We start from the raw sequence: 14,181 nt of genomic DNA on the forward strand, positions 1-14,181 counted from the left end.
ACCAAGCCAACCCAGAGGAGATCGCCATGCCCCGTCGCACGATCCGCGCTGCCGCGCTGACCGCCGCCCTCGCCCTGCTCGCCGCCTGCAGCTCGCTGTCGCCGCCACCCAAGCGCCCCGCCGCGTGGGCCGCGCCCGAAGTGCTCGTGGCCCCGTCGGCCTTCGCGGGCGTGCACGGCCTGGCCATCGATGCGAAGGGCCGGCTGCTGGCGGGCTCCGTGCTCGGCAACACGCTGTGGGAGGTCGACCGCCAGACCGGCGCCGCCAAGGTGCTGATCGATGCGCCCGAGGGCCAGGCCGACGACATCGCGGTCGGCCCGAAGGGCGAACTGGCCTGGACCAACTACCTCATGGGCATGCTGCGCTACCGCGAGAGCGACAGCGCGCCGCTGCGCGTGCTCGCCAAGGACCTGCCCGGCCTGAACTCGCTCGACTTCGATCGCAAGAACGGCAAGCTCTACGCCTCGCAGGTGTTCCTGGGCGACGCGCTGTGGGAAATCGACCGCGACGGCAAGCAGCCGCCCCGGCTCATCAAGAAGGACATGGGCGGCTTCAACGGCTTCGAGGTCGGGCCCGACGGGCTGCTCTACGGCCCGCTGTGGTTCAAGGGCCAGGTCGTGAAGATCGACCCGGCGAACGGCAATCTGACCGTGATCGCCGACGGCTTCAAGATCCCCGCCGCCGCCAACCTCGACGGCAAGGGCAACCTCTGGGTGGTCGACGCGCGCAGCGGCGAGCTGGTGAAGGTCGATCTTGCGAGCGGCAAGAAGACCGTGGCCAAGCAGCTGCGCCCCTCGCTCGACAACCTCGCCATCGCGCCCGACGGGACGATCTACGTCTCGAACATGGCCAACAACGAGGTGCAGGCCTTCAACCCCGCCACCGGCGAGCTGCGCACGCTCACCAGCGGCAAGGTGGCAGTGCCCGCGGGCCTGAAGATCGACGGCAACGACCTGTGGGTGGCCGACGTCTTCGGCTTCCGGCAGGTCGACGTGCGCACCGGCGAGGTGCGCGACGTGTTCCGCATGCAGCGCGACCCCGAGCTCGACTACCCCTTCGCAGTCGGCCTGTCGCCCAAGCTGTTCGCGCTGACCTCGTGGTTCACGGGCTCGGTGCAGCTGGTCGACCGCCAGACGCTGAAGACGGTCGAGACGATCCACGGCCTGAAGGCGCCGTTCGACGCGCTGCCCATGCCCGACGGCAGCGTGATCTACGCCGAACTCGCCACCGGCAGCATCACGCGCGCCAGCGGGCCGAAGTTTGCAGAGAAGTCAGTGCTGGCTAGCGGCCTGAACGGCCCGGTGCAACTGGTGGTCGGCCAGGACGGCGCGCTCTACGTGACCGAGGCGGCCGGCAAGCTGCTGCGCATTCCGCTGGACGCCAGCGCGCCGCTGCGCACCGTGGCCGACGGGCTGGCGCTGCCCGAGGGCCTGGCCCAGACGCCGTGGGGCAGCTTCATCGTGGCCGAGAGCGCAGCACGCCGGCTGGTCGAGATCGACCCGGCCACCGGCACCCGCCGCACCGTCGCCGAGAACCTGCCCATCGGCCTGGCCGCCGGGCCCGGCCTGCCCCCGCCGTACGTGGTGACGGGCGTGGCCGTGGGCCGCGACGGCACGGTCTACGTGGCGGCCGACAGGAACAATTCGATCTATCGAATTCGTCCTGTTATTCAGGGTAACAATTAGTACAAGTTTCTGTTTACTTTTATAAACACATATTACAAACTGGTCGGGACGCGTCGCAGCGTTCCGATCGCATAGGGCAGTCGGGGTCTGCGAAGCGCTCTTTCCGAAGGGACATCGCATGACTCCACTCGTCGTAGGCCAAGTGCTATCGCCCGAATACTCCCTGGGGCTGGTCGCGCTTTCGTTCGTCATTTCCTTCTTCGGCTCGCTGGTGGCCCTGATCTGTGCCGGGCGCATGGTCGGTGCCGACGGCAAACCCAACCTGGCCATCGTGGCCTGCGCCGCGGTGGCGCTGGGGGGCATCGGCATCTGGTCGATGCATTTCATCGGCATGCTGGCCTACCGGCTGCCCTTCGGCATCGCCTACAACATGCCGCTGACCATCGTGTCGCTGGTGGCGGCCATCCTGATCTCGGGCATTGCGCTGTACCTGGCGGGCGGGCGCGCCAAGTTCAGCCGCTCGGGCTGGCTGGCGGGCAGCCTGCTGGCGGGCCTGGGCGTGTGCGTGATGCACTACATGGGCATGTTCGCGATGAACATGCGGGCCACGATGAGCTTCGACTTCAGCATGGTCGCGCTGTCGGTGGTCATCGCCATCACGGCCGCCGCCGCGGCGCTGTGGCTGGCCTTCAACCTGCGCAAGCTGAGCCACCAAGTGGCCGCCGCCGCCGTGATGGGCGTGGCGGTGTGCACCATGCACTACGTGGGCATGAGCGCGGCCAGCATGATCTGCACGGCGGCCGCCCCGGTCGACGCGCTCTCGCTGGGCGGCAGCTACATGGGCCTCACGGTGTTCGGCACGGCCGGCGCGGTGCTGATCTTCATCTACTGGGTGGTCACGGGCAGCAGCCTCGACGCCGCGCCCGCTGCACAACGGCGCGTGCGCCCCAGCTAGTTGGCGCAAGCGGGCCGGGGGCCCGCCTCCTAAAGTCTGTGCGAAACGACACGCGCGCACCGCACAGACCCCCATGCCCTTCCTCGAATCCCGGCTGCACACCGCCGGAGACGCCTACCAGGCCAACCGCGCCAGCATGCTCTCGCTGCTGGAGCAGGTCCGGTCCCACGAAGCCCGCGCCGTGGCCGCCTCCAGCGCCTCGGCCGAGCGCTTCGCCAAGCGCGGCCAGCTGCTGCCGCGCGAACGCCTCGCGCTGCTGCTGGACACCGGCGCGCCCTTCCTGCCGCTGGCCACGCTGGCGGGCCTGGGCCAGGACAATTCCGACCTTTCGAAAAGCGTGCCCGGCGGCGGCCTGATCGCCGGCATCGGGCGCGTGGCGGGCGTGCGCTGCATGATCAGCGCCTCCGACTCCGGCATCGACGCCGGCGCGCTGCAGCCCATGGGCCTGGACAAGCAGCTGCGCCTGCACGAGATCGCGCTGGAGAACAAGCTGCCCTTCATCCAGCTGGTGGAAAGCGCGGGCGCCAACCTCATGCAGTACCGCGTGCAGGACTTCGTGCGCGGCGGCAACATCTTCCGCAACCTCGCGCGGCTCTCGGCCGCGGGGCTGCCGGTGGTGACCGTGACGCACGGTTCGTCGACCGCGGGCGGCGCCTACCAGACGGGCCTGTCGGACTACATCGTGATGGTGCGCGACCGCACGCGGGCCTTCCTGGCCGGGCCGCCGCTGCTGAAGGCCGCCACCGGCGAGATCGCCACCGAGGAAGAACTGGGCGGCGCCGTCATGCACACCCACATCTCGGGCCTGGGCGACTACCTGGCCGAGGACGACCGCGACGCGCTGCGCATCGCGCGCGCCATCCTCGGCGGCATCGACTGGGCGCGCGACGAGGCGCCGCGCACCTTCGCACCGCCGCGCCACGACGCCGAGGAGCTGATGGGCCTGATGCCCGCCGACGGCCGCCGGCCGGTGGACATGCGCGAGGTCATCGCGCGCATCGCCGACGGCTCCGAGTTCCTGGCCTTCAGCGAGCACTACGGCAGCGCCACGGTCTGCGGCCACATCCGGCTCGAAGGCCACGCGGTGGGCATCATCACCAACAACGGCCCCATCGATTCCGACGGCGCCACCAAGGCCACGCACTTCATCCAGGCCTGCTGCCAGTCGCGCACGCCCATCGTCTACCTGCAGAACATCACGGGCTACATGGTGGGCCGCGCGCACGAGGAGGCCGGCATCATCAAGCACGGCGCCAAGATGATCCAGGCCGTGACCAGCGCCAACGTGCCGCAGATCACGCTGCACTGCGGCGCCTCGTACGGCGCGGGCAACTACGGCATGTGCGGGCGCGGCTTTGCGCCGCGCTTCTGCTTCAGCTGGCCCAACGCGCGCACCGCCGTGATGGGCGGCGAGCAGGCCGCGCAGACCATGGCCATCGTGATGGAGGCAGGCATGGCCCGCAAGGGCGCTGTCGACCGCGACAAGATCGACGCGATGCAGCGCCAGATCGTCGAGCGCTTCGAGCGCCAGATGAGCGTCTTCACCACCAGCGCGCTGCTGCTGGACGACGGCGTGATCGACCCGCGCGACACGCGCGCCGTGCTGGCCGAGGCGCTGTCGATCTGCCGCGACGCCGAGGCGCGCGCCCCGCAACCCATGCAGTTTTCGGTGGCACGGCCATGAGTTCTTTCGAAAAGATCCTGATCGCCAACCGCGGCGAGATCGCCGTGCGCGTGATGCGCACCGCGCGCGCCATGGGCTACCGCACGGTCGCCGTGTACTCCCGCGCCGATGCAGACGCCGAGCACGTGCGCCAGGCCGACGAGGCCGTGTGCATCGGCGAGCCGCTGCCCGCGCAGAGCTACCTGAACATCGACGCGATCGTTGCCGCGGCCCGCGCCAGCGGCGCCGACGCGGTGCATCCGGGCTACGGTTTCCTCGCCGAGAACGCGGCCTTCGCGCAGGCCTGCCGCGACGCAGGGCTGGTCTTCATCGGTCCGTCGCCCGAGGCCATCGTCGCGATGGGCGACAAGGCCGGCGCCAAGCGGCTCATGCAGGCGGCCGGCGTGCCCTGCATTCCCGGCTACCAGGGCGACGATCAAAGCACCGCCACGCTGGCCGCCGAGGCCGAGCGCATCGGCTGGCCCGTGATGATCAAGGCCACGGCCGGCGGCGGCGGGCGCGGCATGCGGCTCGTGGCCTCGGCCGGCGCCTTCGCCGAGCAATTGCAGAGCGCGCAGTCCGAGGCGCTGCATGCCTTCGGCGACGCCACCGTGATCCTGGAGCGCGCCATCGTCGCGCCGCGCCACATCGAGATCCAGGTGTTTGCCGACCGCCACGGCCATGCGATCCACCTCGGCGAGCGCGACTGCTCGGTACAGCGGCGCCACCAGAAGGTGATCGAGGAAGCGCCCTCGCCGGCCGTCGATGCCGCGCTGCGCGCGCGCATGGGCGCCACCGCCGTGGCCGCCGCCAAGGCCATCGCCTACGAAGGCGCGGGCACGCTCGAGTTTCTGCTCGACGCGCAGGGCCAGTACTGGTTCATGGAAATGAACACGCGGCTGCAGGTGGAGCACCCCGTGACCGAAGCGGTGACGGGGCTAGACCTCGTCGAGCTGCAGCTGCGCGTGGCGGCCGGCGAGCCGCTGCCGCTGACGCAGGACGACGTGCGCATCACCGGCCATGCGATCGAGGTGCGCCTGTGCGCCGAAGACCCGCAGCAGGGATTCCTCCCGCAGAGCGGCACGCTCACGGCGTGGCGCCCATCGCCCGCGCTGCGCACCGAACACGCATTGCGCGACGGCGCCGAGGTGCCGCCCTTCTACGACTCGATGATCGCCAAGCTCATTGCGTCGGGCCGCACGCGCGACGAGGCCCGCCAGCGGCTGCTGGCCGGCCTGCGCGACACGGTGGCGCTCGGCCTGCCGACCAACCAGGCGCTGCTGCAGCGCGCGCTCGCGCACCCCGTGTTCGCAGGCGGCGGGGCGACCACCGCCTTCATCGGCGACCACCTCGACGCGCTGCTCGCCGCCGACACCGCGAGCGACACGCGCGCCGCCCTGCTCGCGGCCCTGCTGCTGCAGACCGGCGCACGCGGCTGGCCCTCGCCGCTGGCACACACGCTGCCCAACGCCCTGCGCTTTGCGCTCGACGGCACCGTGCACACGGCGCGCGTGACGCCGCGCGGCGCGGCGCACTTCGAGGTCGTGCTGGACGACGCCGCACCGGCCACGCTCGCGCTGCTGGCGTTGCCGGACGACGGCCCGGTGCGCTTCGCCTGCAACGGCGTGGCCGCGCAGGCGCAGGTCGTGCGGTGCGCCGAACGCGTCGACTTCCACTTCGACGGCCGTGCCCACCGCCTCGACGACCTCACGCACGTGGCCGTTCCGCGCGCCGACGCGGGCGGCGGCGACGGCCTGCTGCGCGCGTCGATGAACGGCCGCGTGGTCGCGCTGCTGGCCGCCGAGGGCGACACCGTCGCCGCCGGCCAGCCACTGGTCACGCTCGAAGCCATGAAGATGGAACACGTGCACTGCGCACCGCGCGCGGGCCGCGTCGCGGCGCTGCATGTGGCCGTGGGCACGCAGGTGGCCGCGCGCCACATCGTGGCCGAGATCGCCGAGGCCTGAAGGCCCCTCCCCCTTTTTCGAGAACCTGTCGAATGAACGCACCCCACTACCGCTCCGTCTTCGCGCCCGGCCTGTTCGCCGAGCAATGCATCGTCGTCACCGGCGGCGGCTCCGGCATCGGCCGCTGCACCGCGCATGAACTGGCCTCGCTCGGCGCCCACGTCGTGCTGGTGGGCCGCAAGCCCGAGAAGCTCGACGCGGTGCGCGCCGAGATCGAAGCGGCCGGCGGCAACGCCAGCACGCAGGCCTTCGACATCCGCCAGGAAGACGCCGTGCGCGAGGCCGTGAAGGCCATCGTCGCGGCACACGGGCGCATCGACGGGCTGGTCAACAACGCGGGCGGCCAGTACATCACGCCGCTGGCGGCCATCTCGGCCAAGGGCTGGGAGGCGGTGATCCACACCAACCTCACGGGCGGCTTCCTGGTGGCGCGCGAGTGCTACCTGCAGAGCATGCAGGCGAACGGCGGCGCCATCGTCAACATCGTGGCCGACATCTGGGGGTCGATGCCGAACATGGGCCACAGCGGCGCCGCGCGCGCCGGCATGGTGAGCTTCACCGAGACCGCTGCCGCCGAATGGGCCGTGAGCGGCGTGCGCGTGAACGCCGTGGCGCCGGGCTACATCGCCTCCAGCGGCATGGACCACTACCCGCCCGAGGCCGGCGACATGCTGCGCGCCATGCGCAAGACCGTGCCCGCGGGCCGCTTCGGCAACGAGGCCGAGACCTCCGCCGCCATCGCCTTCCTGCTGGGCCCGGCCGCCGCCTTCATCAGCGGCACCGTGCTGCGCGTGGACGGCGCGCGCCCGCAGGCGCGCATGGGCTGGCCGATGGAACTGCCCGACGCGCAGGCGCAGCAGCGCCCCGCGGTGCGGCCCTACGACGGCTTTCACCTCGCGCAGACACCGCGCGTGTTCCAGGACAAGTAACGAGCGAACGAACGAACGGAGACCAGTGATGCAGTACACCCATGAACACCTCGAGATGCAGAACACCCTGCGCCGGTTCATCGACGAGGAGATCAACCCCCACGTCGACGAATGGGAAGAGGCCGAGATCTTTCCCGCGCACGAGGTCTTCAAGAAGCTCGGCAACCTCGGCCTGCTGGGCCTGAACAAGCCCGAGGCCTTCGGCGGCGCCGGGCTCGACTATTCGTTCGCGATGGCCTTCGCCGAGGGCCTGGGCCACATCAGCTGCGGCGGCGTGCCGATGGCCATCGGCGTGCAGACCGACATGTGCACGCCCGCACTCGCGCGCTTCGGCAGCGACGAGCTGCGCCGCGAGTTCCTGGTGCCCGCTATCGCGGGCGACACGGTCGGCTGCATCGGCGTGAGCGAGCCCGGCGCGGGCAGCGACGTGGCGGGCCTGAAGACCTATGCGAAGAAGGACGGCGACGACTACCTCATCACCGGCCAGAAGATGTGGATCACCAACAGCCTGCAGGCCGACTGGATGTGCATGCTGGTGAACACCAGCGAGGGCCCGGTGCACCGCAACAAGTCGCTCGTGATGGTGCCGATGAACCTGCCGGGCATCGAGAAGGCCAAGAAGATCCGCAAGATCGGCATGGACTCGAGCGACACCGGCCTCATCTACTTCGACAACGTGCGCGTGCCGCAGCGCTACCGCATTGGCGAGGAGGGCCAGGGCTTCGTCTACCAGATGCAGCAGTTCCAGGAAGAGCGCCTGTGGTGCGCGGCCAGCTCGCTCGCACCGATGGACGACTGCATCACGCAGACCATCGAATGGGCGCAGCAGCGCCAGATGTTCGGCGCCACGCTGGCCGACCAGCAGTGGGTGCAGTTCAAGCTGGCCGAGCTCAAGACCGAGGTGGAGGCGCTGCGCGCCCTCACCTACCGCGCCTGCGACCTGCACGTGAAGGGCGAGGACGTGCTCGAGCTCGCGTCGATGGCCAAGCTCAAGACCGGCCGCCTCACGCGCCAGGTGGCCGACACCTGCCTGCAGTTCTGGGGCGGCATGGGCTTCACGCTGGAGAACCGCGTCTCGCGCCTGTACCGCGACGGCCGCCTGGGCTCGATCGGCGGCGGCGCCGACGAGGTGATGCTCGGCATCCTCGCCAAGACCATGGGCATCGCCAAGCGCCCGCCGCGCGGCTGAGCGACATGGACGCGGAACTGCAGGCCGACCGTGCGGCGCTCGCCGACACGGTGCGCCGCTTCGCCCAGACCGAGATCGCACCGAACGTGCAGGCCTGGGACGAAGCCGGCGAATTCCCGCGCGCGCTGTACACCCGCGCGGCCGAACTGGGCCTGCTGGGCCTGGGCTATCCGGAAGCACTCGGCGGCACGCCCGCCTCGTATGCGCTGAAGCTGCCGGCGTGGGTCGCGCTCGCGCGCCACGGCCAGAGCGGCGGCGTGCTCGCGAGCCTGTTCTCGCACAACATCGGCCTGCCGCCCGTGGTGCTGCACGCGAGCGACGCGGTACAGCGAGAGGTCGTGCCGGGCGTGCTGCGCGGCGAGCAGATCGCCGCGCTTGCGATCACCGAACCCGGCGGCGGCTCCGACGTGGCCGCGGTGCGCACGACGGCCAAGCGCGACGGCGATCACTACGTGCTGAACGGCGAGAAGACCTTCATCACCTCGGGCATGCGCGCCGACTGGATCACCGTGGCCGTGCGCACCGGCGAAGGCCGCGGCGCGGGCGGGCTCTCGATGCTGCTCGTGCCGGGCGACGCGCCCGGCCTTTCGCGCACGCGGCTCGCGAAGATGGGCTGGTTGTGCTCCGACACCGCGACGCTGCACTTCGACAACGTGCGCGTGCCCGCGCGCTACCTGCTCGGCGACGAGGGCGCGGGTTTTCGCATGGTCATGGGCAACTTCAACGGCGAGCGCGTCGGGCTCGCGGCCGGCGCGCTGGGCTTCGCGCAGGCCTGCCTCGACGAGGCGCTGGCCTGGTCGCGCGAGCGCAAGACCTTCGGCGCCGCGCTCATCGAACACCAGGCCGTGCGCCACAAGCTGGTCGACATGCAGATGCGCATCGCCTCGACCGAGGCCTGGCTCGAGGCCGTGTCCGCCGAGGGCGACGCGCACGAGACGGCGGGCCGCATCAACGCGCCCGAGTGGGTGGCGCAGGTCTGCCTGCTCAAGAACCACGCCACGCAGACCATGCAGTTCTGCGCCGACCAGGCGGTGCAGATCCTCGGCGGCATGGGCTTCATGCGCGGCACCGTGAGCGAGCGCGTCTACCGCGAGGTCAAGGTGATGATGATCGGCGGCGGGGCCGAGGAGATCATGAAGGAGCTGGCGGCGCGCCAACTCGGGTGGGTGTAGCGGCGGCGCCAACCTTTCTTCCGGCCCGGCCGGAACGCCGCTGCGCAGCGGGTGTCCAACCGTTCAGCACCTTTGCTGAGTCGCGGGAGATCACCATGCTCTCTTTCACTTATGGCATCGGCGCCGTCGCTCTGGTCCTGCTGGCGGCGCTGCTCTTTTCGGCGATATGGATCTTCCGGGAGTACGAGCGCGGCATCGTGTTCACCCTGGGGCGCTTCTCGAAGGTGGCGGGGCCCGGACTGGTGTTCGTGATCCCGGCCATCCAGCAGGTGGTGCGCGTCGACCTGCGCACCGTGGTGCTCGAAGTGCCGACGCAGGATGTGATCTCGCGCGACAACGTGTCGGTGAAGGTCAGCGCGGTCGTCTACTTCCGCATCGTCGATGCGGCCAAGGCCATCATCGAGGTCAAGGACTTCTTCAACGCGACCAGCCAGCTGGCCCAGACCACGCTGCGCTCGGTGCTCGGCAAGCACCAGCTGGACGACATGCTGGCCGAGCGCGAGAAGCTCAACCTGGATGTGCGCGAGTCGCTGGACGTGCAGACGGCGTCATGGGGCATCAAGGTGTCGAACGTCGAGATCAAGCAGATCGACCTCACCGAATCCATGATCCGCGCCATCGCACGGCAGGCCGAGGCGGAACGCGAACGCCGCGCCAAGGTGATCCATGCCGAGGGCGAACTGCAGGCATCCGAGAAGCTGTTCCAGGCCGCGCGCGTGCTGGCGCAGGAGCCGCAGGCCATCCAGTTGCGCTACCTGGAAACGCTCACGGTGATCGGCGCAGACAAGAACACGACCATCGTGTTTCCGCTGCCGGTGGACCTGATGGCGAGCTTTCTCGGCAAGCAGCACGCATAGCCTGCAACGGCGGTGGTCCCGGCGCCGGTTCGAATCGCTGCGCGGGCAGATCAGGTCGATGGCGCCGCGGATGGATCGGCACCGGCCTGCGCGAGCCCGACGCAGAAATCGCGCACCAACCGCAGCGCAGGGGCCTCGGTGCGGCCTTCGAGTGTGACGAAGGCGAACTGCGCACTGAGCCCCGCCGCGGGCGCCACCGTCAACTCGGCCAGTTCGCCGCTGTCCTGCAGCGCGCGGGTGGCCGCGAGCACGCCCAGGAAGATCGCGTCGGTGTTGCGCACGGCATCGATCAGCGCGCCGATGTCTTCCGACGACACATGCAGCCAGCGCTGCGGGCTCGCGTCGCTGCCGTAACGCTCGACCAGGATGCGCGCCACGTCGTCGCTGACCATCGTCGAGACCACCGGGTAGCGCACGAGGTCGTCGAAGCCCACCGGCGTGCCGCGGCCCTTCGCGAGCAGCGGATGGCCGCGTCGGCAGACGAAGCCGGAGCGCAGCGTGGGCAGCACGTCGATGTGCAGGTCTTCCCGCGGTGACACCGCGCGGTAGGTGAGCACCAGCGCATCGAGCGTGCGCGCGCGCAGTGCCGCCAGTTGCAGGTCGGGCCCGCCGCCGTGCAGCTGCAGGCCCACGCGCGGATGGTGGCGCAGCATGTGGATCAGCAACGGCGACGAGAACAGGGCGCCCGGTGCGGCACCGAGCCCCAGCCGCACCGAGCCGGCCTGCCCGTCGGCCAGCAGCGCGGCGGCGCGCTTGAGTTCATGCGTCTCCATCGAGATGCGCTTGGCGCGCGCCAGCACCATGGCGCCGAACGGCGTGAGTTCGTTGCGCTTGCCGATGCGGTCGACGAGCTGCATGCCGAGCTCCTGCTCGAGCATCTGGATGCTGCGGCTGAGCGCCGGCTGCGTCAGGTGCACCTTCTCGGACGCGCGGCTGAAGGAGCCGGTTTCGGCGAGCGCGAGCAGGTGGTCGAGTTGCTGGAGGTTCATGGCGGGCCGCTCTTTGTCATACGCATGAGGCGCACTCATGGTAATGACAAAAACAATGCATTGGACAGATATTCATGCGATTCCTAGCATCCATCGCGTACTACTTTGGACCAAGGAATTTCCCCATGAAGCGGTTCGGTCAATGGCTTTGCGCGCTGGCTTTTCTAGGCTGCGGCACGGCGGCGATGGCGCAGCCACAAGCGCAGGGGCCCTACCCCTCGAAGGTCGTCACGATGATGGTTCCCTACCCGGCGGGCGCGGCCAGCGACTTCACCGCGCGGGCCCTGAACGACCTGGTCGGCAAGGCGCTCGGCGGGCAGGTGATCGTCGAGAACCTCGGTGGCGCGAGCGGCGCCATCGCCGCGGGCAAGGTGCTGGCGGCGCCGGCCGACGGCCACTTTCTGTTCCAGGGCTCGCCCAACGAGCTGATCCTGTCGGGGCTGGTGAACAAGAGCACGCGCTACAAGCCCGAGGACTTCCAATGGATCGCGCCGGTGGCCACCTCGCCCCTGGTGCTGATGGTCAACAGCCAGCTGCCGGCGCACTCGCTCGATGAGTTCGTGGCGCTGGCGCGCTCGCGCAAGGACGCACCGCTGAGCTACGGCACGCCGGGCGCCGGCACGCTGTATCACCTGCTCGGCGAGCTCTTCACGAAACGCACCGGCGCGCCCGCCACGCACGTGCCCTACAAGGGCGGCGTGCCCCTCCTGCAGGACCTGATCGGCGGGCAGATCGACTTCGCGTTCATGCCTTACCAGGCCTTCTATGCCGACTACGTGAAGCAGGGCCGCCTGCGCGTGATCGGCTCGCTGTCGCCCGGCAAGCGCCTGCCCACGCCGTTCGACACGGTGCAGACCAGCGCGCAGAGCAAGGACATGAAGGACTTCGACTTCAGCATCTGGACCTCGTACGTGGTGCGCAAGGGCACGCCGCGGCCGGTGGCCGAGCGGCTCAACGCCGCGATCGCCGCCGCGCTGAAGAACCCGCAGGCGCGCGCACAGCTGGAGTCACAGGCCAAGACCGTCTTCGAGCCGATGAGCCTGGAGGCCGGAGAGCAGTTCTACGCCGCCGAGATCGCGCGCTACCGCGACCTCGTCAAGGCCATCGGCTACGAGTCGCCCTGAGTTCCCGGTCCACGCAAGAACAAGAGGTGCATTCATGAAGACGAGACACATCAACGGCCTGGCGCTGACGATCGCGCTGTCGCTCTCGGCGTGTGGCGGCGGTGGCGGCAGCACCGGTTTCGGCGGCATCGCGCTGCCGCCGGCCGCGAGCCCCGCACCGGTGGCACCCGCGCCAGCACCGGACGACCTCACGGTCGCGGTTACCACCGAGGGCAAGGTCGCGGGCAGCGCCGGCTCGGACATGGTGTCGTTCCTCGGCATTCCCTACGCGCAGCCGCCGGTGGGCGCCTTGCGCTGGGCACCGCCGCAACCGCCGGCCGCACACGCGGCCACGCTGCAGGCCAGGGCCTTCGGCAATGCGTGCCCGCAAGCCCCCGGCGCGGTGTCGTCACCGATCGCCGAAGACTGCCTCTATCTCAACGTGTGGAAGCCCGCAGGCACGAAGCCCGGCGACAAGCTGCCGGTGATCTTCTACATCCACGGCGGCGCGTTCACGCTGGGTTCGGGCGAGATGGGCCCGAGCCCGCTGGCGAGCCGCGGCGTGGTCGTCGTCAGCCTCAACTACCGGCTCGGCGCGCTCGGCTACCTCGCGAACAAGGCACTGCGCGCGGCCAACAAGGACGGCAGCCTCGGCAACTTCGCGGTGATGGACCAACTGGCCGCGCTCGGCTGGGTGCAGAAGAACATCGCGGCCTTCGGCGGCGATGCGGGCAACGTCACGCTGTGGGGCACCTCGGCAGGCGCGACGCAGAGCTTCTCGCTGCTGCAGTCGCCGAAGGCCAAGGGGCTGTTCCAGCGCGCGGTGATGCAAAGCGGCGGCGCGGCCGAGTACTCGAACCCGAGCATGGACACCTCGCTGGCCGTCGGCGACACCGCCGTGCAGAACCTCGGATGCAGCGGCGCCGCCGACGTGGTCGCCTGCCTGCGCGCGCTGCCGGTGTCGGCGCTGCTCGCCCAGGGCGGGCTCAAGTGGCGGCCCACCGTGGACGCGCAGGTCCTCACGCAGGTGCCCGCACGCGCCTTCGCGACCGGCAACTTCAACCAGGTGCCCGTGATGATCGGCGGCGTGCACGACGAGGGCACGCTGTTCGTCGACACGAAGCTGGGCGCCGCCTACTACCCGCTGTACCTGCGCGGGCTCGCACCGGCCGGCTACGACACCACGGCCATCGAGGCGGCCTACCCGATCGGCAACTACGCCGTGCCGGCGCAAGGCATCGCGCGCGCCATGGGCGACGCGATGTACGCCTGCGGCAACAGCGCGCGGCGCGATGCGCTCGCGGCCTGGGTGCCGGTGTACGGCTGGGAGATGACCGATCCGCAGCTGTCGTTTCCGACGAGCCCCACGGCCTTCTTCTACGGCACGGCGCACGGCATGGACAGCTACTACCTGACCGGCACGGTCGACGCGCTGCCCACGTACCCGTACTTCGACCCGGGCAGCGCCACGCCCGACGCAACCACCACCGCACAGCGCAAGGCGCTGTCGGCGCAGATGGTGGCGTACCTCCTCAACTTCGCGAAGCACGGCGACCCGAACGGCGACGGCCGCAACGTCGCGACGCACTGGCCGCGCTCCATGGGGCCGTCGGGCCGCGCGCTGATGGAGTTCACCTACCCCGCCGTCAAGACATCGAGCAACGCGTTCGAGCACACGCACAAGTGCGACACGCTGTGGGGGCCGGACGTGTTCCCGCCGCTGTACTGACGA

At 70.1% G+C, this 14,181-nt stretch carries 11 protein-coding genes; 10 read left to right on the forward strand and 1 reads right to left on the reverse strand.

The genetic code is table 11. The features are described from left to right. The first annotated feature begins 26 nt into the window (after positions 1-26). From VHAB30_RS24070 to VHAB30_RS24105, 8 genes are all read left to right on the forward strand, one after another. A complete protein-coding gene (locus VHAB30_RS24070; protein ID WP_159278833.1) occupies positions 27-1,685 on the forward strand; it encodes an NHL repeat-containing protein in 1,659 nt (552 codons plus the stop codon). 118 nt (positions 1,686-1,803) lie between these two features. Beyond that, positions 1,804-2,580 (forward strand): MHYT domain-containing protein, encoded by a 777-nt coding sequence (locus VHAB30_RS24075; RefSeq protein WP_062472795.1) that lies wholly within the window; start codon positions 1,804-1,806, stop codon positions 2,578-2,580. Between the two features lie 73 nt (positions 2,581-2,653). After that, complete coding sequence (locus VHAB30_RS24080) at positions 2,654-4,264, forward strand: acyl-CoA carboxylase subunit beta (RefSeq protein WP_159278834.1); 1,611 nt, start codon at positions 2,654-2,656, stop codon at positions 4,262-4,264. Continuing rightward, on the forward strand, positions 4,261-6,210 hold the full coding sequence (locus VHAB30_RS24085; RefSeq protein WP_159278835.1) for an acetyl/propionyl/methylcrotonyl-CoA carboxylase subunit alpha: 1,950 nt from the start codon (positions 4,261-4,263) through the stop codon (positions 6,208-6,210). Before VHAB30_RS24080 ends, VHAB30_RS24085 begins: the two co-directional genes overlap by 4 nt. A gap of 32 nt (positions 6,211-6,242) precedes the next feature. Then, positions 6,243-7,139, forward strand: coding sequence for an SDR family oxidoreductase (locus tag VHAB30_RS24090; RefSeq protein WP_159278836.1), 897 nt, complete (start codon positions 6,243-6,245; stop codon positions 7,137-7,139). Positions 7,140-7,167: 28 nt separating this feature from the next. Continuing rightward, a complete protein-coding gene (locus VHAB30_RS24095) occupies positions 7,168-8,328 on the forward strand; it encodes an acyl-CoA dehydrogenase family protein (RefSeq protein WP_095747399.1) in 1,161 nt (386 codons plus the stop codon). Positions 8,329-8,333: 5 nt separating this feature from the next. Beyond that, positions 8,334-9,500 carry an acyl-CoA dehydrogenase family protein gene (locus VHAB30_RS24100; protein WP_159278837.1) on the forward strand — a complete coding sequence of 389 codons (1,167 nt, stop codon included), beginning with the start codon at positions 8,334-8,336 and terminating at the stop codon, positions 9,498-9,500. A gap of 95 nt (positions 9,501-9,595) precedes the next feature. Beyond that, a complete protein-coding gene (locus tag VHAB30_RS24105; protein ID WP_062472784.1) occupies positions 9,596-10,357 on the forward strand; it encodes a slipin family protein in 762 nt (253 codons plus the stop codon). Between the two features lie 50 nt (positions 10,358-10,407). Here the strand turns inward: VHAB30_RS24105 and VHAB30_RS24110 are convergent, their stop codons facing one another. Continuing rightward, positions 10,408-11,346 (reverse strand): LysR family transcriptional regulator, encoded by a 939-nt coding sequence (locus VHAB30_RS24110; RefSeq protein WP_159278838.1) that lies wholly within the window; start codon positions 11,344-11,346, stop codon positions 10,408-10,410. Positions 11,347-11,471: 125 nt separating this feature from the next. On the opposite strand from VHAB30_RS24110, the gene VHAB30_RS24115 reads away from it, so the two are divergent. Then, positions 11,472-12,470, forward strand: coding sequence for a Bug family tripartite tricarboxylate transporter substrate binding protein (locus VHAB30_RS24115; RefSeq protein WP_159278839.1), 999 nt, complete (start codon positions 11,472-11,474; stop codon positions 12,468-12,470). Between the two features lie 34 nt (positions 12,471-12,504). After that, positions 12,505-14,178: a carboxylesterase/lipase family protein gene (locus VHAB30_RS24120; protein WP_159278840.1), complete on the forward strand. Its 1,674-nt coding sequence runs from the start codon at positions 12,505-12,507 to the stop codon at positions 14,176-14,178. Positions 14,179-14,181: the final 3 nt, after the last annotated feature.

The organism is Variovorax boronicumulans (assembly GCF_009811375.1).
GTDB lineage: Bacteria > Pseudomonadota > Gammaproteobacteria > Burkholderiales > Burkholderiaceae_C > Variovorax > Variovorax boronicumulans.